This is a genomic window from Bacillus sp. FSL K6-2841 (assembly GCF_037976435.1).
Lineage (GTDB): Bacteria > Bacillota > Bacilli > Bacillales > Bacillaceae > Bacillus > Bacillus pumilus.
The window spans coordinates 37,525-55,701 of record NZ_CP150266.1 but is presented as its reverse complement, the minus strand read 5'-3'; the positions used below and the strand labels follow the sequence as shown (position 1 = coordinate 55,701).

Sequence of the window (18,177 nt, the reverse complement as noted above, 5' to 3'; positions counted from 1 at the left end):
ATATTGTATCACATTTGATGGATCTGATGAATATAGGCTTTTACGCCGAGCACACTGACTTTTTCATCAAAAAAAGCCAGAGACACCCGAGGTATCCCTGACCGTTTCTCTATCGTTGATTCTCATCCTGAGCCATGTGCTGTTGAGCTAATTCAATGGCACGTTTGACCATATTACCTGCGTCACGCGCACGAATTTCTCCCCAGCCTCCATTTTTGACGGTATCATAAAATCCAAGATCCTTCGCCAGCTCGTATTTGAACTCATCTGACATAATGCCTCGGCGTCTACCCAAACGAAACAGCCCCTTTAGTCGAGAATTCGAATCAGTGCCACTGCTTGTGTGGCTTTCTTATTTTGTATCGAATCCTTTCTTTTACCCCTTTCAAAAAATGGACAGACTCCCATTCACATTCAGAAAAAAAGGCAAAACAAAAAGCAGTAAACAAAAAGTTTACTGCCCATTAATAGGCGACTGAGCTAGCGGTATCATCGAACGTTAATTCGACCGTCTCAGTCAGTATATCTGCATAACTATAAGAAACTCTTTCAAACGAATTCTCATCTTGATCTAATTGAATCACAAATACAGAAGGGTACGTTTCAGCTAAAATGCCCGAACGCTCAATTGTTTTACGGCGGCCCCCGTTAGCCTTTAACGTCAAACGTTTACCTAAGTTACCATCAAGCGATCTTTTGATGTCGGACAAAGTCTTCGCCATTGCATCCACCTCACTGAGATAATTATACAACAACGGCCCGTTTTTGTCAAATAAAAATTAAATTATATCAACGAACACGAGCCATTGTCAACAAAATAATTTTGACAAACTTCTACCTTTTCTTCTCCCTATTTTTCTCAATTTCCGGTGAATTATGTATCCTTTTGCAATTTCTTTTTGAACATAAAAAAAACCAGACTGAAATCAGTCGGGTTATGTCGATTCATGATCTCTTTTATATGGCATACCTACCCTTAGAACGCCCTTCGTCTCGATGCCTCCCAGCCCTTTTTCTCTTGTTAATGTATTTCGGAGCACATCCCAAACGTTGATTCGATCTACAAATGGAGTGAAGCTGATCTTTGCAACGATATAGACGGGATCGAGCGCATGGATATTCACACGGGAAGGAGAGCTCGCAAAATTGGCACCTGCTTGGATCAATGATTCGAAATGAGATTGACAGGCACCAGCAAAGATCACAAGCTGATCTAAATGAGGGATCTTCCGTCTGGCTTTTTGAACCGTTTCAACAAAATGACGAGAATGACGATAGGCACCGATATCATGTACGCTGCCCTTTTGCTTGGAATACGCATCATGTCCTGTGATAACCAATATATCTGGTCGATATTGATCAATTAACGAGTCAATCATGCTTGGCATTTTCTTCTCATGGCAATGCACACCGTATACAGGTACACCAATTCGTTCATATACATCCAAGCATTTCTTTAAGTATGAAGCATCTCCATCTAAATGAAGGACCTTTCCAGGCATGTGAAAATACTGCTCCTGATGCTGATATTGTCCAGAAGTATAATACTCTTGTTTTTCCCGCAGCAGCTGATAGTCCTGTCTTAGTAAGTCGAGCGATTCATTGATTTTTCGTTCGTCATTTTTCTCTCTAGTCAGCTGTTCCTCTTTTTGAACCTTGACGAGATCTGACAACTTGGCATCAGCAATCAGCCTCACTTCATTCCCATGCAATATGGCGGTGGCTTCGTGCTGATCGGTCTCATCAATTCGAATGATTCGAAACAAAATATCCATTTGATAGGATGCCCTTGTCACCATATCTCCTATTTGAAATTGCATGCTTTTCACTCCACAATCAGGCTCATATCCTGTTGGTATCGTCTTGCGCTAAATATGTTCGTCTTTCATATGTGCTGTTCTTTCTAGCCTATGCCCGAACAAGCGAAGTGGTGAAAAACAAAAAAAGCCCTTAAGACAGGGCTTCTTGTAAAACATTCGACAAACGGGCAAATTCCTCAATGGATAATGACTCGCCGCGGCGCTTTCCATCAATGTCTGCTGTTTGAAGTGCTTCTTCAATAATTGCTTTATGTTGCTTTCCATCAGGTAAGTTGTTCATGAGATTATTCATCAATGTTTTTCGGCGCTGACCAAAGCTCGCACGAATCAACTGAAAGAAAAACTCATCATTTTCTACTGAGACGGCAGGCGTTTCACGAACGGTCAGCTTGATCACAGCCGAATCAACATTTGGCTGTGGAACGAAAACCGTTTTAGGCACAACCATCACTGTTTTCGCTTCCGTATAGTATTGAACTGCAATAGAAAGCGAATTGTATTCCTTTGATGAAGGGACAGCAGCCATACGATCTGCAACTTCTTTTTGAAGCATGACCACAATCCCTTTCAATGGAAGGTTTTCTTCAAGCAGTTTCATAATAATCGGTGTCGTCACGTAATATGGTAGGTTGGCGACAACCATCACTTCTTTACAGTCAGCAAAATTTTCCTCGATGACCTTTCCCACATCTGCCTTTAATACGTCTTGATGAATGATCGTAACATTATCATATGGAGAAAGTGTATCGTTTAAAATGGGCAATAAACGCTGATCGATTTCAAAAGCGGTGACTTTCTTTGCACGCTTAGCGAGCTGCTCGGTCAATGCACCGATACCAGGCCCGATCTCAATCACGCCGGTCTCATCCGTCACCTCTGCATGATCGACAATACGATCGAGTATATTTGTATCAATTAAAAAGTTCTGCCCCAAGCTCTTTTTAAAGGAGAAACCGTATTTCTTCAGTATTTCCTTCGTTCTGATGGGTGTCGCTATATCTTTATTCATCGGCTTCCTCCTGCATGACGGTCTTTAAGGCCGCAATAAAATCATGTTTGGTTATTTGGAACATGTGAAGGCGCTTATGCAGCTGCTTCGCATTGGTATATCCTATATTTAAAAGCACACCTAGTCGTTCACGGCGGCGTTTCGATGATTCGCCTCCGATAAGGCCTGCGTCAAATAAATCATCTAATGTAATGTCACTTTCCGTTACTTCCATTTCCTCATGGACATGGGCAAGGCATTCTCGAATACTGTCCAAGGAAGCATGCTCGACACCAATTCCTTTGTCCCGCTTCGCCTTCGCAAGATGTTTTGGCAAAAATGCGTGCTTACAGCCAGGAACCGCTTCTGCGATGGTTTTACGGATCTTCTCCCCAGGGAAATCAGGATCAGTTAAAATAATGACCCCTCTCGTCTCCTGAGCAAGACGTACTTGTTGAATAACTGTATCGCCAATGGCTGATCCGTTTGTTTCGATCGTATCTGCATCAACTGCCATCTTCACTCTCGCAGTGTCGTCACGACCTTCCACCACAATGATTTCTTTGATTTTCATGTATTCCTCCGCTTGCAAAAACAAAAAACATTTTTTGGTTAAAAAACGAAACCTTTCATGTTGTTTTTGCGTCTAATTAATTAGAAAACAGTGCTTCTATTATAACCAAAAAAACAGAGGGTGCGCAAAGCCCTCTGTTCATATAAATGATTTGATGTGTTTATTTGAGTACTCTAATTTTCACTCGTTTATTTCCCCATTGATAAGCTGCCGACTTATTTGGGACGAACACATCAATTTTATTCCCTTTTATAGCAGATCCAGTGTCTGATGCAACGGCATATCCATAGCCTTCCACATACACTTTAGAGCCTAGCGGAATGACACTCGGATCAACTGCTATGACCTTTGCACCTGGATTTGATTTTAAATTATAGCCTGTTGACGTTCTGCCCGTACATCCAGCACAGCTCGCTGTATAGGCTGTCGAGGCCACATAAAATTCTTTTCCTGACGATTCATTGCTTCTTGAAACGGCAGGTGTCGCTTTAGGCTCTTTTTGGGACTCTTGTGTACCAACGGCCACTAAACGATCCTTGCTATCTTTTTCAGTCACTTCTTTAATTAATTCTTTAGACACCACTTTGCCGTTTTCTTTCACAATGGCATAGTGCTTCTTCAATTTACCTTCTTCACCTTTTTTAAGCACCTTCTCTTTTCCTTTTTCAAGAGAACGATCCTTTTTATGTTTGGTATCAAAAGCAATTTTCTCTTCCACTACATCGGTGACTTTTTCCACCCGAGTGATCTGAATATCTGCGCTTTTTTTAGTTATATGACTATGTAACGCAGGTTTGATCTTATCGTGCTTCTTGAGCTTCAGCTCTTGCTGCTTTAAAAAGTCAGCGACCGTAGTCGAAGTGGTCCACACTTTTTTCTCTTTTCCTCCATCATTTACGCTGACCTCGAAGGCCTGCTCAACCACAAGATCCATATCTTTTTTAATCTTGTCATTCTTTCCTGGAGTTACTTGATCGTGCTTCCCAATATCTATCTTCTCATTCTTCAATAATGCTCCAACCGTCTGATCTGTTGTCCATATCGTTTTCTCTTTCCCATCTAGGGTCAGATGAACCGGTATAGCCGCATCATACACAATGTTCATGTTGTCTTCAATCTTTGTATTTAGACTTGGAGAGATATGATCCTCCGCCTTGGTCTTTATTCCAAGGTCTGAAAGCAGCTGTGCTACTGTCTCTTCATGTGTACGAATTGTCTTCTCTTTACCATTGATTGAAATGGTAATAGACTGCTTAGTGAGCTCATGCGCACCGTAAGCCGTCCCAGTTCCAGCTAAAAGCAAGCAAACAACTAGTAATAAAACCTTGCCTTTTCCTAGCTTTACAGAAAACAGATTTTTCATTTTTTGTACGATGAAAAACGCCTCCTTCTCCTCGGAGAGATTATATAGAGTATCTCAAAACCTGTCAACCCTTCCACCCACTGTACAAAAATGCTCGATTGTACTCCTATTATGGGAGTTTAATGGAAGGAAGGGAAGAAAGACTTATCGACAACTTATCCTATGAAGAGGCGTAAACGTGTAGAACATTTTCGTTATGTTTCACAAATGGACAAGCTTAAACAAGGATTGACATCATATACTGTCAGTTTATACCGAAAACTTTTTTTGCATTTTTTGTGGTCAATTCAGCAAGCTCTTCAAAGCTTATTTCTCGTAACTCCGCAATCTGTTCTGCGATATATTTCACATAACTCGGCTCGTTACGTTTCCCTCTAAATGGCGCTGGCGTTAAGTATGGGCAGTCTGTTTCAATTAAAAGCCGGTCACTTGGTATGTCCTTAACAACTTCCTTCGGTTTTTTTGCATTTTTAAAAGTCACGGGTCCACCGAATGAAATATAAAAGTTCATATCCATACACGCTTTTGCGATTTCTAGGCTGCCAGTAAAGCAATGCATAATTCCTCCAACTTCAGCCGCTCCCTCTTCCTTTAAGATCGTCACGACATCTTCCGTTGCGTCACGATTATGAATAATGATCGGAAGATTCACTTCCTTCGCAAGAGCAATTTGACGTCTAAAGACTTCTTTTTGCACATCTTTAGGCGACTTGTCCCAATAGTAATCCAGACCCATTTCTCCAATTGCAACGACTTTTTCATGTTGAGATAATTCTTTGATCCACAGCAAATCCTCATCTGTCATATCAATGGCATCAACTGGGTGCCAGCCAATGGCTGCATAGATGAAATCATACTCTTCAATTAATTCCATTGCTCTCGTAATTGTCGGGCGGTCAAACCCTACCACCACGATTTTTTCGACTTTTTCACTCTTCGCTCTTTCGATCACCTGCTCTAAGTCTTCATTATATTGTTCCGCATTTAAGTGGGCATGTGTATCAAATAACATCGTTGATTGCTCCTTTCGACAATTCTTCCAAAAAACAAAAGGTGTTCGACGAAATGTTACACGTGGAACACCTTTGTTGATTTATAAAATTTTTGTTCCATTTGCTAGAGATTGATCCACTTCAAGAACCTGCAATTTCCCGCCAGTTTCTCCAGTTAAAATCATTCCCTGAGAAATTTCCCCTCTGAGTTTAACTGGTGTGAGATTCGCTACACAGACGAGCTTCTTCCCTACTAATTCCTCAGGTTGATAATGCTTGGCTATCCCTGAAACAATTTGTCTCTTTTCAAATCCAAAATCAAGCTGCAACTTTAGGAGACGATCTGCTTTTTTCACTGGGGCTGCTTCCAGCACCTGTGCAACTCGAAGATCAACTTTTGAGAAATCATCAAATGCAATTTCTGCTCCCAGCTCAGGTAATTCTGTTTCTTCTATTTCTACTTTCTCTTCTTCTACCTTTGGTGCACTTCCCTGCATTTTCTCTTTAATATATGCTACTTCTTCTTCAACCTCTAAACGCGGGAACAAAGGCTCTCCTTTTTGTACCGTCGCTTGTTGAATCGCACCGAAAGATAGAATGCTATCCCAGCTTTTAAGTTTCTCTTCTTCAATGCCAAGCTGGAAGAAGATTTTCTCAGGTGTTTTCGTTAGGAAAGGCGTTAAGAGCACTGCTGTGATGCGCAATGATTCTGCTAAATGATACATAACAGAATGCAGCTCTTTTCGTTTTGTTTCATCCTTTGCCAGCACCCATGGAGCTGTCTGATCAATGTATTTATTGGTTCTGCTGATTAATGTCCAAACATTTGAAAGAGCCACCGAGAATTCAAGGTTTTCCATTGCTTCTTCATAGGCTTTGACTGTTTGCTCAGCTACTGCTTTAAGCTCCTCATCAAACTCATTAACTGGACCCTTATAGCTGCTTAATGTCCCGTCAAAATATTTTTGTACCATCGCAACTGTACGGTTAAGCAAGTTACCTAAATCATTGGCAAGATCATAGTTTACACGTTCCACGAATCCTTCTGGTGTAAACACACCATCCGCACCAAATGGTACTTCACGAAGGAGGTAATAACGAAGGGCATCAAGACCGTAGCGATCAATTAATGTGACCGGATCTACTACGTTCCCTTTTGATTTAGACATCTTGCCATCTTTCATCAACAGCCAGCCGTGTGCGAAAATTTGTTTCGGCAGCGGCAGATCAAGTGCCATCAGCATAATTGGCCAATAAATCGTATGGAAACGAACAATTTCTTTCCCTACGAGATGCACGTTGGCAGGCCAATATTTTTTATATTTTTCATCCTGATCAGTTCCGTAACCAATCGCAGTTAAATAGTTGAACAACGCATCAATCCATACATAAATGACGTGCTTTGGATTGTTTGGAACTTTAATTCCCCAATCAAAGGTTGTTCTTGATACAGCCAGATCCTCTAAACCTGGTTTAATGAAGTTATTGATCATTTCATTCTTTCTTGATTCAGGCTGAATGAACGTTGGATTCTTTTCGTAATAGTCTAGTAAACGATCCGCATACTTACTCATACGGAAGAAATATGATTCCTCTTTAATTAATTCAACAGGATGTCCGCTGTCAGGGCTTTTCCCGCCAGTGACTTCTCCCTTTTCATTCCGCTCAACATCCACAAGCTGTGTTTCCGTATAGAATGTCTCATCCGGAATACTGTACCAGCCTTCATATTGATCTAAATAAATATCGCCTTGATCAAGCAGCTTTTGAAATACTTGCTCAATGATTTTCGTATGTCTTTTTTCTGTTGTACGGATGAAATCATCATTGGAAATGTCGAGTTTCTTCCATAGTGATTGAATGTCTGCTACGACCGGATCTAAATACTCGATCGGTGTGATGTTTTGTTCTTCAGCTTTTTGCTGAATTTTTTGTCCGTGCTCATCAGTACCCGTTAAATACATCACATCATAGCCTTGAAGACGTTTATAACGAGCCATAGCATCCCCTGCTACTGTCGTATAAGCATGTCCAATATGTAATTTTCCGCTCGGATAGTAAATAGGTGTTGTCAGATAGAACGTTTTTTTCTTTTCCGGCATGTTGGAACCTCCTGCGTGTGTGTAAATGTCAAAAACTCCCGCCCAATGGACGAGAGCGGTTATTATCATTACATGAAAATGTGTTAGATCCATTAATTAAATTTTGCACTTGTGCTTTCTCTATGATACCATCTTAGCCTTTAAGATCAAGCATATATACATAGAACAAGATGAAATGATCGAAAAAGATGAGTTTTTCGAAAAAAACGACAAACCTGTCGACATTTTGTCGAATATTGTCGTAAGAAATCTCTTTCCAGATTTACAATTGTCTAATTTAGGGCAAAAGTCTTGTTAATCTGAACTCGTCATTTCTCATATTTTCATAGAAAAGAGCCGCAAAATCCTTATAAATCAGTAGTTTCAAGGTCTTTTGACTTTAAGAGTCATATTTTACAAACAATAGTAAACAAAATGATTGACGATTTATGGAAACCTTGTTATGCTATGAATGTAAGGAATTTGTCGAATAATGACGAAGATAATATTATATTAAGAATAAGAACTCTTTGGGAGGAGAATGAAGATGAAATCTACAGGTATTGTACGTAAAGTTGACGAATTAGGACGCGTGGTGATTCCAATCGAACTTCGCCGTACTCTAGGAATCGCTGAAAAAGACGCTTTGGAAATTTATGTTGATGATGAAAAAATTATCCTAAAAAAATATAAACCAAACATGACTTGCCAAGTTACAGGTGAAGTATCAGACGATAACCTTAAACTTGCTAATGGTAAATTAGTTCTTAGCCGTGAAGGTGCAGAGCAAATCATTAACGAAATCCAAAACCAACTTCAATCACAAAAATAAGTTTGATATAAAAAAGGTTCTTGCACCGTTTGCAAGAACCTTTCTTTATTGTTCAATATGATAAGCATCGTATATGGTGCGTTTTGGCACATCACGTTCGACGGCTGTACGCTTAATGGCTTCCTTCGACGTTAATCCTTGTTCTATGTAATGGATCACGTGTTCTTTTTCTGATAAGGGCTTCCACCAGGCTTCTTCATTTAGCTCTTCTTCATCTTGATCGTTCCCTTGTACGACAAGACAGAATTCACCTCGGATTTGATTCTCTGCCGCCCATGTCAGCACAGACTCTAAATCTCCACGAACAAACTCTTCAAATTTTTTCGTCAGTTCTCTCGTAATGGCAATTTTCCGGTTGCCCCACACTTCCTTCATCAAAGTCAGCGTTTCTTTTAACCGATGGGGCGCTTCATAGAAAATGATTGTTTCTTGACGCTTCTTCAAAGTTTCAAGCTGTTTTTTCTTTTCTTTTTTTTGTCGGTCGAGAAATCCATAAAAGAAAAATGGCTGCGGTGTAATCCCTGATGCAATGAGTGCTGTAAGTGCAGCATTTGCTCCAGGTAATGGAACGACATAACCGCCGATATTCGTAAAGTCTCGGACCACTTCAGCACCTGGATCAGAAATTGTCGGTAAACCAGCATCGCTCACGAGTGCGATGTTTTTTCCTTCTTTTAACCATTCGATCAACTTGTGACCGCTGCTGTCTTTGTTATGCTCATGATAACTCGTTAATGGCGTATCAATTTCATAAACATGACAAAGTTTTTTCGTTTGTCTTGTATCCTCTGCGGCAATATAGTCTACATCTTTTAATGTTTGTATGGCTCGAAACGTCATATCTTCTAAATTGCCAATTGGGGTTGGGACGAGATATAGAATGCCCATATCTGATTGATCATCAAAGCTTTTCTGTGTTTTCATGTGCCGCCTCCTTTTCAATACGCATTTCTTCTATATAAAGATCTTTCTTTTTCCGTGTCCACGTTTTGAAACGATATTCTTGCTGCATGGCTTCTCTTTTGGTTGCAAAACATTCATGATAATACAGCTCAACTGGCCGTCTTGCTCTTGTATACTTTGCTCCCTTTCCACTATTGTGGGTCGTCAGTCTTTTTTGTAAATCATTTGTATAACCTGCATATAGGCTGCCGTCTGCACATTTCAATACATAGAAATAATGATTATGCTTCTCCATACAGTATCGTCCTGATTTCCTCAGTATACTCTTGATCATCTCCATAAACAAAAAGAGGCGGGAGAATTTTCAGATCTGGTTTTCCATCTTTTATCCCCTCTACTAAGATGGTATTGGCTTCTTTCCCCTGTTTGGGATAAACAAATTGAATTCGTTTTGGCTCAATTCGGTACTTCTTCATCAATTCCACAATCTCAAGCAGTCGCCCCGGCCGATGAACCATCGCCAGTTTCCCTCCTTGCTTCAGCAGCGTGGAAGAAACACGAATGACATCTTCTAATGTACAATGGATTTCATGCCGAGCAATGGCCAAGTATTCATTCTCATTGATTTCTTCTTTAGAAGGTGTCTTAAAATATGGTGGATTACATGTGATGACATCTACTTTGTGATTGCCGTAGCGTGCTGGCATATCATTTAGATCACCATGAATCAGTTCTATCTGCTTTTCAAGTTGATTATACGCCACACTTCTTTTTGCCATATCAAACAACCGTTCTTGAATTTCGACCCCAGTAATGGAGGCCTTAGATCGAGTCGAAAGCAGCAATGGCACAATGCCATTTCCCGTGCAAAGATCAATGATCTCTCCTTTTTGGATGGGCACATACGCAAATTTTGCTAATAACACTGCGTCCAATGAAAAGGCGAAAACCGTTTTACTTTGAATAATTTTCATATCTTCGGCGAGCAAATAATCTAATCGTTCATCTTCTCTTAACGAAACCATGATGTATCCTTTCTTTTCCTGTGAAAAAGGCTTCCGATTCAGCGGAAGCCTTTTCTCATTTTTTATTTAAAAATGACAGACAGAACAAACAGTCTCCCTCTTTACGTATGCTCCCATAATGTACATTGCAAATATGGAAGCCCTCCTGATATAACCGAGCCAGGTTATCATGACCTTCTCCTATATCAGAATGACCTGGTTTCTGAGCAGAATCATTCTCTGTCTCAGACGATTTGTCCCGATCGGACTGATCCAGACGTTCACGCAAGTGCTGATTCTCCATCTGAAGCTGATGATTTTCTTCAATCACTTCACCGATATGATTTTTCAAATCACCTAACTGGCGATAAAGAGAACCGATTTGTTCTTCTAAATTGATCACCGTATCAAATAGTTCCTTTTTATCCAAGGTGGCACACCTCGTTACTCAGTTGTTTGTGCAGATACAACGCCTTCTTGTAATAATTCTTCCCAAGTATATTCTACCACTTTTTCTTGCCCGGTTAATTCAACTTGCAAAATTCGTTCTAAAATGTTGAGCCCTACTACCTTTGCAGAGCCACTAGATGTCTGAATCGTTTCACCGATATCCGGCAATTGTTCTTTCGCTGTTTCATACTCATCATTCTCATATTTCAAGCAGCACATCAAACGACCGCAAAGCCCTGAAATCTTTGTCGGATTTAGCGACAAGTTTTGATCTTTTGCCATCTTAATGGATACTGGTTCAAAGTCTCCTAAGAATGTCGAACAGCAAAGCATTCTCCCGCAAGGTCCTATGCCACCCAGCATTTTAGCCTCGTCTCTTACACCAATCTGGCGAAGTTCAATTCTCGTTTTGAAGATCGATGCAAGATCCTTCACTAGCTCACGGAAATCTACTCTTCCATCCGCTGTGAAGTAGAAAATGACCTTATTTCGGTCAAAAGTAAATTCAACATCAACCAGCTTCATTTCAAGACCGTGTTCACTTACCTTCTGAAGACATGTATCAAAGGCTGTCATCGCTGCTTCTTTGTTTTCCTCAACGATGAGCCGGTCTCGTTCGTCTGCTACACGAATTACCTTACGCAGAGGAAGAACGACATCGTGTTCATCTACTTTTTTATTAGCGATGACCACTTGTCCGTACTCAACTCCTCTGACCGTCTCTACAATGACACAACTATCATTTTCTATATGAAATCCATTAGGATCGAAATAATAGATTTTGCCCGCTTTTTTAAAGCGAACACCAATTACGTTGTACAAGCTTATCCCTCCTGCAACATCAACACCAATTGCTCCATCAGCCCTTGGGCATTCACGTTGGATTGAAGTCTTTTTTTCGCTTCTAATACAGCAAGGATCTGGTTCGTCACCATCTGCTGTGTGGAATGCAGCGCGTGCTGCTTCATTGTCTGGAATAAGTCTTGATAAATGACTTTATCTTCATTTCCTATTTGAATCGACAATACATCACGATATATAAATAAAAGCATATCCAGACCTGTTTCTTGAAGGTCTTTCTCTTTGAAAAAAGGCATCCATTGATCCTGTATATAAAAAAATGCATGTTCTTTTCGCTGGTGTAAGACTTCATACAATTTTATCACTTTCGCTCTAGACTCTGCAAACTGATCATTTCGACTTAATTCGAGTGCTTCTGCTAAATTGTTGGTTAAATTCGACAAAAGCCTTGCAAGATGCTGAGATACGCCTTCTTGTAATAGCTGCTGCTCCAAGGATTGTGGTTGCAGCGGCTGAAAGCTGAGCATCTGACATCTTGAAATAATCGTATCCAGCATTTTATGCGATTGCTCCGTGATTAAAATTGCCATCGTTTCCCGGTTAGGCTCCTCTAGGAACTTCAATAAACTGTTCGCGGCATTGACCGTCATTTTGTCCGCATGAAGAATGATATACATTTTTCGGTGAGATTCCACACCTGCTTTTGTAAATTCCTCTTGCAATACCTGTACTTGAGCTTTCTTAATTGATTGACCATCAGGCTGCACGAGATGTAAATCGGGATGGTTTCCTGATTCAATCCTCTTGCAGTTTTGACAGGATTCACACGGTTTCACTCCTGATTTCAAGCAAAAAAAGCTCTTTGCCAAAAGCATCGCAGCATCCTGCTTACCGGTCCCTTTTTTTCCTTCAAATAAGTAAGCATGCGCAAGTCGGTCTTTATCAATACTATTAAAAATCAGCCGCATGACGCGCGGCTGCAAATCATTCATGTCATCCCAGCTAATTGCCATGTTATCACTCTCTATGTGTAAAGGTTAATCAATAAACCTTTTATTTCTCCAATACGTTCAAGCAAATCAATAGATGGCTTCTCTTGGTCCATCATATCCTCTGTTAATTCAATCAGCTTTTCATCTAATGCTTTGACTAAAGCGAGTGTACGCGTGTTGCCATAAATGTCAAAGCTTCTTGATGTTTCTATATTTAATCCATTATCGACTGTCTCTTTCACAAAGCGCTTCACAAGACCTTTAAACCTAGCCAAGTCCTTTAAGTTTCGTGACTTTGTCAGCTTTTTACCGAACACTTCGATATCACTTAGCATAACCGTCAGCTGCTCTAAGCGCATTTTGCCGCTTTGCGTCTCCATCGATGCTTTAAAGGAGGCAGATGTTTGGCTTCCTTTAATGCCTTGGAGTTCACGCTTTTCTAAAAGCAGCCGCATATCTTGATTAATTTTCACAGCAACCCATCCTTAGAATTGATGAAATTGTTCAACTGGCAGAATAAAGACAGTAGCTCCACCAACTTCAACCTCAACAGGGTATGGTACATATGAATCTGCGTTACCACCCATTGGAGATACAGGTGCAATCATTTGATCACGTTTACGGCAATTTTCTTTTATAAGCTGTAACGCTTTATCCACTCGGACATCATCACAACCAATGATAAAAGTCGTGTTTCCAGACTTTAAAAACCCACCAGTTGAAGCTAATTTTGTCACGCCGAATTGATGTTCAGTCAATATTTTCAACAACTTGCTGCTATCTTGGTCCTGTACAACGGCAACAATTAATTTCATTTGATTGGCCTCCTTTGTTTTAGGCACAGGTGACATGCCGATGTCTTCCTCTATATTATAACAACGATTGGGAATGAGGTCATATTTGATTTTTCTTTAATGTGTCCTGAATCACTCGAAGTACTTCTTCATAAACATCCTGCATCGGCTGAGAAGCATCCACAACGCGGAATCGTTCTGGTGATTGCGCAATAAGCAGTTCATAGCCTTCTCTAACCAACTGGTGGAAATTCAGCGTCTCCATGTCTAATCGGTTCTTTTCTCTTCCTTGATTGGCGTGAATTCGCTTTAGGCCTTCCTCAGGTGTAATGGAAAAGTAAATCGTCATTTGCGGCATCGTGCCATCAATAGCAAAGTCGTTAATTGATCTGACTTGGTCAATTCCAAGTCCTCTCGCATAGCCTTGATAAGCAAGAGAGCTATCAACAAAACGATCACATAAGACAGTCTCTCCGCGCTGCAATGCCGGTTCTACCTTTTCAGCCAAATGCTGCCTTCTTGCTGCTGCATACAGCAATGCCTCTGTTTTCGCATCCATTTTTGTATTTTTTTCATTTAAAATAACTTCACGGATCTGCTCAGCAATGTCAATGCCGCCCGGCTCGCGTGTCGCCATCACTGCATATCCTTGACGTTCCATTTCTTCGTACACTTTTCGTATCACTGTCGTTTTTCCGGCGCCCTCTGGCCCTTCAAACGTAATAAACATACCGCTCATAGTGTCTCCTCTTCTATATAAACATATAATTTTCTCTGATGAATGACCTGACTTGCTTGAATATGAACCTCGTGACCAAGCAAACGGCTTAACGCCTCAATTTGTTCTATTTCAATGCGCTCTCCCTTAATCATCAAAGGAATACCAGGTGGATAGGGAATAATGGATTCTGCACTCACCCGGCCTGCTGCTTGTTCAAATGGGACAGCCTCTATGTCTTGATTTAGTATATCAGTCTCAATAGATACCGTTTCATTTTGGATATGTTTTTTCCCTTTGAGCAATGAATCACTTTGCTTAAGAGCCTGCTCGATCCGCTTGAAAGGAACGTTTTTCCTCTGTTCTAAGCTAAGTACAAGTAAAACTTGATGTTCGTCCGCAAGCTCTGGATGAACATCCACTGATTCAAGCACCTGTTTTAGTTCGTAACCAGTCAGTCCTTTTGTTGATCGAATGACGCATTTTAAAGGATCGGAATATAGCGAGTCAGGTTCTACCACTTCAAGATAGGTCAAACGGCTGAACTGATCTTTCAGCTCTGTCAGTTCTTTCATAATGACATCCAATGTCGCTTTTCCTTTGATCTCCTCAACATAAGCTCTTGCTACATCTAATGAGGCCATAATTGGATAAGAGGGCGAACTACTTTGAAGCATCGTCAGCAAGGTTTTCAAACGCTTCGCATCGATTCGATCCCCTTGAAGATGAAGATAGGAACCCATCGTCATTGCCGGAAGGGTTTTATGTGCTGATTGTACCACCACGTCCGCTCCATAGGAAAGAGCCGATGGAGGAAAGCCGCCGCCTAATACAAAATGAGCACCATGTGCCTCATCAACCAAAACAATCATACCTGCTTCATGACACATGTGAATCAGCTTTGATAAATCAGCTGCGTGTCCGTAGTAGTTCGGATAAGTCAAAACGATTGACCGGCAATGAGGATGTCTTGCTATGGCTTTTCTCACTGTATCATCCGTCACATGTGTTGGAACGTGCAAGTGTGCGTCTATCTCAGCGTCTATCAAAATAGGCGTTGCCCCTGCCAGCTCGATCGCATGGAAGACAGACTTATGGCAATTACGCTGGACAAAAATCTCGTCTCCCGTGCGGCATGCTGTCATCACCATCGCCAAATTTCCGACTGTTGTGCCATTCACAAGGAAGAAGCTTTGATCTGAACCATATAGCTTAGTCAATAAATGTTCTGCCTCTTGGATGACCCCAGTCGGATGATGAAGATCATCAAGACCTTCAAGCTCCGTCACATCCAGTTGAAGGATGGAAGCATAGTGAGACCGTGCCTCATCAAAAAAGACATCTCCATTGTGATGTCCTGGAACGTGAAAAGAATAAGGCTTCTTTTCCGCATGCTGTGCTAATGCTGTATATAAAGGTGTTCTCAAACAAATCGACCCTTTTCACTTTAACGATATCTTAAGTCTATTATAACGTTCAAACAAGTGAACCGAAAGATGGTTTCTCATTCCTTTATTGGATTCGCCAACTGCTGCTCTGCCTCATACATACTGCTTTTCAATTGAGCCCGCTCTTGGCTTCCATGTTCTTTCACCTGTAACGTTTCCTGTAATGTTTCAGCTAATTGACGTTGAACCTTTTTCAACGTATCTATAGAGGCTAAAGATGCCTCTCCAAGAATCTGCCCCTGCTGTTTCGATACATTTTCATATGTTTTTTGGATTCGGTTCTCAAGAGCTGAATTGGCCCGCTGCTGAATATGCGTTAATGCAATCGACATTTGGTTGATCCATAGAGGAATAGATGCTGAAACAGTTGATTGAATGTGATTGGCCAATGTATGATTCGTATGCTGGATCATCCGAATTTGAGCATTACATTGCAATGCAATTTGCCGGCTTAACAGCAAATCATACTTTCGCTCCTTTAGTCTCTCCACATACTCTTCTTCATTGACTTCTTGACTCATCAATTGCTCCTCTATTGTCCGTTCAACAGAAAGCTGCGTTTCTGAAAGAGGCTGCTGCTCTAACATTGACATTTTCGCTTCAACCGCGGCAACCTGCATCGTCATCTCTTGAAAATAAGTTTGATTTTCTTCAAATAAACGCTCTAATAACATATGGTCCGAGATTAATACGCCTCTTGCATAACGAAGCCTTGCTGACAATCTCTCGATCTGTGATTTTGCATGTTGAAAACGTGATATGATCTCCTGAGTAGATCGCTTATCTCGTTGAAACCATTTCAAAAAAATGCTCTGCTTCTTTGGCACTAAATCCTCAGGCTCCACTACATGCAACTGCTGCAAAAAAGCCTCCAGCACATCTCCTATTTGATCGATATCTTTTTTCTCAACATATTTCATCATCTGTTGTGATTGTTCCAATAGTCGTTCCTGCACACGTGTACCATAGAAAAGGAGCTTTTGCGGATTGTCAGGGATCTGCTGAGCTCGCTGCACGGCTTCTTTTTTTTCTTCATCAGATAAGGTATCAAACACCCGAAACTGAAGATCTGTATTGGGGGTAGGCGGTGTTATGGCGTGATCTTCCGGTTTCATCGAGTATTGACTCCTTTCATCTATTTCTTCATCATTTTATCAGCTACTTCAAGCTCAATATGAAGAGCTTCTATATCTCTTCCTAACACTTGCTGCAAATCATTCGTCAATTGCTTTTGCAGCTCTGTCAATGTCACTCGGGTTTGGCTCAATGTCATTTCCAGCTCATGACTACGATTAGGCTGATTATACAAGAGTGCATATTTCTCAGTTAGTTCAACGACAGAATCCAAGCTTTCAAAATAAAAGCGCTGTGCATCATAAAATCGATTAGGCTCTTTTTTTGTTATTGTATAGATTCGTCGTGCAAGCCGAAAAACTTCATAATTATGTTTGATTGTTTGTACGTTTTTCACAGCAAATAAAGCTTTTTTTAAACGCACAAGCTTTTGCCCTGCTTCTTTTAAATGCTGTTTGATATATACATAATCACTACGAGACAGTCCGTGTTTCTTTAAAAACAATTGGAAAGCAGTCCATCTGCTCCCTACAAACATCACACCCCACCCAATCATCGCATACAGTATCGATAATCCAGCATGATGATGGAAAACCCCTATACTGACGGTTAAAATCACAAGCGAAAAAAAAGTAGAGAGGATGGCCCATATAAATGTATAAAAGATTGATTTCATGTTTATCGACTCCTATGAATAATCAGGCTCTCTGTTTATCTTATTATGAATTACGGATGATGTCCAAACTAAGTTCCAAAAAACAAGCCCAATCCTTCATAGCTCATAAAAAAAGACCATCTAGTGGTCTATGAATACAAAGGCGGCGTATGAAGATTTTTGAGCTTTCTCACATAATCGGAATAGCTAGGATCCGAGGTCGATGTAGAAATTAACTTTCGCTCACAGTCTCGGCACAAAAACTGATGATATAAATAAATTCCCTTTGTCTTGTTCTCTTCACAAATCAAACAAATCGCTTCTCGCTCTTTTTTGTCCATTGTGACACCTCCACTTATAGCTTCAGTATGCCCTAGCGCTTTCAATTGTATACAAAATTAAGAATGTTTTAGATGGTAGTTTAGTATATGTATCCATGTCAGATCGGGTGTTTGTTCCTTTTCTTAAAAAACAAAAAAGACCAGTTCCTAATGGAACTGATCCTTAGACAAGCTTGGCGGCGTCCTACTCTCACAGGGGGAGACCCCCAACTACCATCGGCGCTGAAGAGCTTAACTTCCGTGTTCGGTATGGGAACGGGTGTGACCTCTTCGCTATCGCCACCAAACCTGATGGAGAGAATGTTCTCTCAAAACTAGATAACAATGTTCAAACTTCACAATAGAAT

At 40.7% G+C, this 18,177-nt stretch carries 22 protein-coding genes and 1 rRNA gene; 1 reads left to right on the top strand and 22 read right to left on the bottom strand.

All coding sequences use genetic code 11. The features are described from left to right. Positions 1-109: 109 nt before the first annotated feature. The 8 genes from MHH68_RS00295 to metG form a co-directional block, all read right to left on the bottom strand. A complete protein-coding gene (locus tag MHH68_RS00295) occupies positions 110-295 on the bottom strand; it encodes a small, acid-soluble spore protein, alpha/beta type (protein WP_012008653.1) in 186 nt (61 codons plus the stop codon). Between the two features lie 169 nt (positions 296-464). Then, positions 465-722, bottom strand: a complete 258-nt coding sequence (locus MHH68_RS00290; protein ID WP_003217979.1) for a Veg family protein — start codon at positions 720-722, stop codon at positions 465-467. 213 nt (positions 723-935) lie between these two features. Beyond that, positions 936-1,820 (bottom strand): sporulation peptidase YabG, encoded by an 885-nt coding sequence (yabG, locus tag MHH68_RS00285; protein ID WP_058015836.1) that lies wholly within the window; start codon positions 1,818-1,820, stop codon positions 936-938. A 130-nt stretch (positions 1,821-1,950) separates the two neighbouring features. Next, positions 1,951-2,829 carry a 16S rRNA (adenine(1518)-N(6)/adenine(1519)-N(6))-dimethyltransferase RsmA gene (gene rsmA, locus MHH68_RS00280; protein ID WP_058015835.1) on the bottom strand — a complete coding sequence of 293 codons (879 nt, stop codon included), beginning with the start codon at positions 2,827-2,829 and terminating at the stop codon, positions 1,951-1,953. Further along, positions 2,822-3,382, bottom strand: a complete 561-nt coding sequence (gene rnmV / locus MHH68_RS00275) for a ribonuclease M5 (protein WP_012008650.1) — start codon at positions 3,380-3,382, stop codon at positions 2,822-2,824. Before rnmV ends, rsmA begins: the two co-directional genes overlap by 8 nt. A gap of 160 nt (positions 3,383-3,542) precedes the next feature. Beyond that, positions 3,543-4,745 (bottom strand): ubiquitin-like domain-containing protein, encoded by a 1,203-nt coding sequence (locus MHH68_RS00270; RefSeq protein ID WP_339164681.1) that lies wholly within the window; start codon positions 4,743-4,745, stop codon positions 3,543-3,545. 244 nt (positions 4,746-4,989) lie between these two features. Continuing rightward, positions 4,990-5,757 carry a TatD family hydrolase gene (locus MHH68_RS00265; protein ID WP_050945797.1) on the bottom strand — a complete coding sequence of 256 codons (768 nt, stop codon included), beginning with the start codon at positions 5,755-5,757 and terminating at the stop codon, positions 4,990-4,992. An 81-nt stretch (positions 5,758-5,838) separates the two neighbouring features. Then, positions 5,839-7,839: a methionine--tRNA ligase gene (gene metG, locus MHH68_RS00260; protein ID WP_339164679.1), complete on the bottom strand. Its 2,001-nt coding sequence runs from the start codon at positions 7,837-7,839 to the stop codon at positions 5,839-5,841. A gap of 520 nt (positions 7,840-8,359) precedes the next feature. Here metG and MHH68_RS00255 point away from each other — a divergent pair. Next, a complete protein-coding gene (locus MHH68_RS00255) occupies positions 8,360-8,650 on the top strand; it encodes an AbrB/MazE/SpoVT family DNA-binding domain-containing protein (protein WP_087975202.1) in 291 nt (96 codons plus the stop codon). A gap of 45 nt (positions 8,651-8,695) precedes the next feature. Here the strand turns inward: MHH68_RS00255 and rsmI are convergent, their stop codons facing one another. From rsmI to rrf, 14 genes are all read right to left on the bottom strand, one after another. Further along, complete coding sequence (rsmI, locus tag MHH68_RS00250; RefSeq protein ID WP_180309728.1) at positions 8,696-9,574, bottom strand: 16S rRNA (cytidine(1402)-2'-O)-methyltransferase; 879 nt, start codon at positions 9,572-9,574, stop codon at positions 8,696-8,698. Then, positions 9,552-9,848 carry a GIY-YIG nuclease family protein gene (locus MHH68_RS00245; protein WP_003217970.1) on the bottom strand — a complete coding sequence of 99 codons (297 nt, stop codon included), beginning with the start codon at positions 9,846-9,848 and terminating at the stop codon, positions 9,552-9,554. The genes rsmI and MHH68_RS00245 overlap by 23 nt, the downstream gene beginning before the upstream one ends. Then, a complete protein-coding gene (locus MHH68_RS00240) occupies positions 9,835-10,578 on the bottom strand; it encodes a tRNA1(Val) (adenine(37)-N6)-methyltransferase (RefSeq protein WP_044140390.1) in 744 nt (247 codons plus the stop codon). The genes MHH68_RS00245 and MHH68_RS00240 overlap by 14 nt, the downstream gene beginning before the upstream one ends. A gap of 55 nt (positions 10,579-10,633) precedes the next feature. Further along, on the bottom strand, positions 10,634-10,987 hold the full coding sequence (gene yabA, locus MHH68_RS00235; RefSeq protein WP_003217957.1) for a DNA replication initiation control protein YabA: 354 nt from the start codon (positions 10,985-10,987) through the stop codon (positions 10,634-10,636). A 14-nt stretch (positions 10,988-11,001) separates the two neighbouring features. Then, positions 11,002-11,829 carry a stage 0 sporulation family protein gene (locus tag MHH68_RS00230; protein ID WP_003217932.1) on the bottom strand — a complete coding sequence of 276 codons (828 nt, stop codon included), beginning with the start codon at positions 11,827-11,829 and terminating at the stop codon, positions 11,002-11,004. A 2-nt stretch (positions 11,830-11,831) separates the two neighbouring features. Beyond that, a complete protein-coding gene (holB, locus tag MHH68_RS00225; protein WP_339164677.1) occupies positions 11,832-12,821 on the bottom strand; it encodes a DNA polymerase III subunit delta' in 990 nt (329 codons plus the stop codon). Positions 12,822-12,832: 11 nt separating this feature from the next. Beyond that, entirely contained in the window at positions 12,833-13,273 is a 441-nt protein-coding gene (locus MHH68_RS00220; RefSeq protein ID WP_058015827.1) for a DUF327 family protein, read from the bottom strand. 12 nt (positions 13,274-13,285) lie between these two features. Further along, entirely contained in the window at positions 13,286-13,615 is a 330-nt protein-coding gene (locus MHH68_RS00215; RefSeq protein ID WP_012008640.1) for a cyclic-di-AMP receptor, read from the bottom strand. A 79-nt stretch (positions 13,616-13,694) separates the two neighbouring features. Next, positions 13,695-14,333 (bottom strand): dTMP kinase, encoded by a 639-nt coding sequence (gene tmk, locus MHH68_RS00210; RefSeq protein WP_058015826.1) that lies wholly within the window; start codon positions 14,331-14,333, stop codon positions 13,695-13,697. Further along, entirely contained in the window at positions 14,330-15,739 is a 1,410-nt protein-coding gene (locus MHH68_RS00205; RefSeq protein ID WP_306011530.1) for an aminotransferase class I/II-fold pyridoxal phosphate-dependent enzyme, read from the bottom strand. Before MHH68_RS00205 ends, tmk begins: the two co-directional genes overlap by 4 nt. 77 nt (positions 15,740-15,816) lie before the next feature. Next, positions 15,817-16,875, bottom strand: coding sequence for a toxic anion resistance protein (locus MHH68_RS00200; RefSeq protein ID WP_306011529.1), 1,059 nt, complete (start codon positions 16,873-16,875; stop codon positions 15,817-15,819). Between the two features lie 20 nt (positions 16,876-16,895). Beyond that, the gene (locus tag MHH68_RS00195) at positions 16,896-17,510 is read right to left on the bottom strand and encodes a 5-bromo-4-chloroindolyl phosphate hydrolysis family protein (protein ID WP_003217944.1); all 615 of its coding nucleotides are present in this window, start codon (positions 17,508-17,510) and stop codon (positions 16,896-16,898) included. Positions 17,511-17,638: 128 nt separating this feature from the next. Beyond that, the gene (locus MHH68_RS00190) at positions 17,639-17,830 is read right to left on the bottom strand and encodes a sigma factor G inhibitor Gin (protein ID WP_058015823.1); all 192 of its coding nucleotides are present in this window, start codon (positions 17,828-17,830) and stop codon (positions 17,639-17,641) included. Between the two features lie 171 nt (positions 17,831-18,001). Then, a 5S ribosomal RNA gene (gene rrf, locus MHH68_RS00185) occupies positions 18,002-18,117 on the bottom strand. Positions 18,118-18,177 lie beyond the last annotated feature (60 nt).

Bases quoted from the DNA above. Each gene is read 5' to 3' on its own strand.
- MHH68_RS00195 (WP_003217944.1), bottom strand. From the start codon at position 17,510: ATGAAATCAATCTTTTATACATTTATATGGGCCATCCTCTCTACTTTT.
- MHH68_RS00240 (WP_044140390.1), bottom strand. From the start codon at position 10,578: ATGGTTTCGTTAAGAGAAGATGAACGATTAGATTATTTGCTCGCCGAA.
- MHH68_RS00265 (WP_050945797.1), bottom strand. From the start codon at position 5,757: ATGTTATTTGATACACATGCCCACTTAAATGCGGAACAATATAATGAA.
- MHH68_RS00200 (WP_306011529.1), bottom strand. From the start codon at position 16,875: ATGAAACCGGAAGATCACGCCATAACACCGCCTACCCCCAATACAGAT.
- MHH68_RS00245 (WP_003217970.1), bottom strand. From the start codon at position 9,848: ATGGAGAAGCATAATCATTATTTCTATGTATTGAAATGTGCAGACGGC.
- rsmA (WP_058015835.1), bottom strand. From the start codon at position 2,829: ATGAATAAAGATATAGCGACACCCATCAGAACGAAGGAAATACTGAAG.
- holB (WP_339164677.1), bottom strand. From the start codon at position 12,821: ATGGCAATTAGCTGGGATGACATGAATGATTTGCAGCCGCGCGTCATG.
- MHH68_RS00255 (WP_087975202.1), top strand. From the start codon at position 8,360: ATGAAGATGAAATCTACAGGTATTGTACGTAAAGTTGACGAATTAGGA.
- tmk (WP_058015826.1), bottom strand. From the start codon at position 14,333: ATGAGCGGTATGTTTATTACGTTTGAAGGGCCAGAGGGCGCCGGAAAA.
- metG (WP_339164679.1), bottom strand. From the start codon at position 7,839: ATGCCGGAAAAGAAAAAAACGTTCTATCTGACAACACCTATTTACTAT.
- MHH68_RS00270 (WP_339164681.1), bottom strand. From the start codon at position 4,745: ATGAAAAATCTGTTTTCTGTAAAGCTAGGAAAAGGCAAGGTTTTATTA.
- yabG (WP_058015836.1), bottom strand. From the start codon at position 1,820: ATGCAATTTCAAATAGGAGATATGGTGACAAGGGCATCCTATCAAATG.
- MHH68_RS00190 (WP_058015823.1), bottom strand. From the start codon at position 17,830: ATGGACAAAAAAGAGCGAGAAGCGATTTGTTTGATTTGTGAAGAGAAC.
- MHH68_RS00290 (WP_003217979.1), bottom strand. From the start codon at position 722: ATGGCGAAGACTTTGTCCGACATCAAAAGATCGCTTGATGGTAACTTA.
- rsmI (WP_180309728.1), bottom strand. From the start codon at position 9,574: ATGAAAACACAGAAAAGCTTTGATGATCAATCAGATATGGGCATTCTA.
- rnmV (WP_012008650.1), bottom strand. From the start codon at position 3,382: ATGAAAATCAAAGAAATCATTGTGGTGGAAGGTCGTGACGACACTGCG.
- MHH68_RS00215 (WP_012008640.1), bottom strand. From the start codon at position 13,615: ATGAAATTAATTGTTGCCGTTGTACAGGACCAAGATAGCAGCAAGTTG.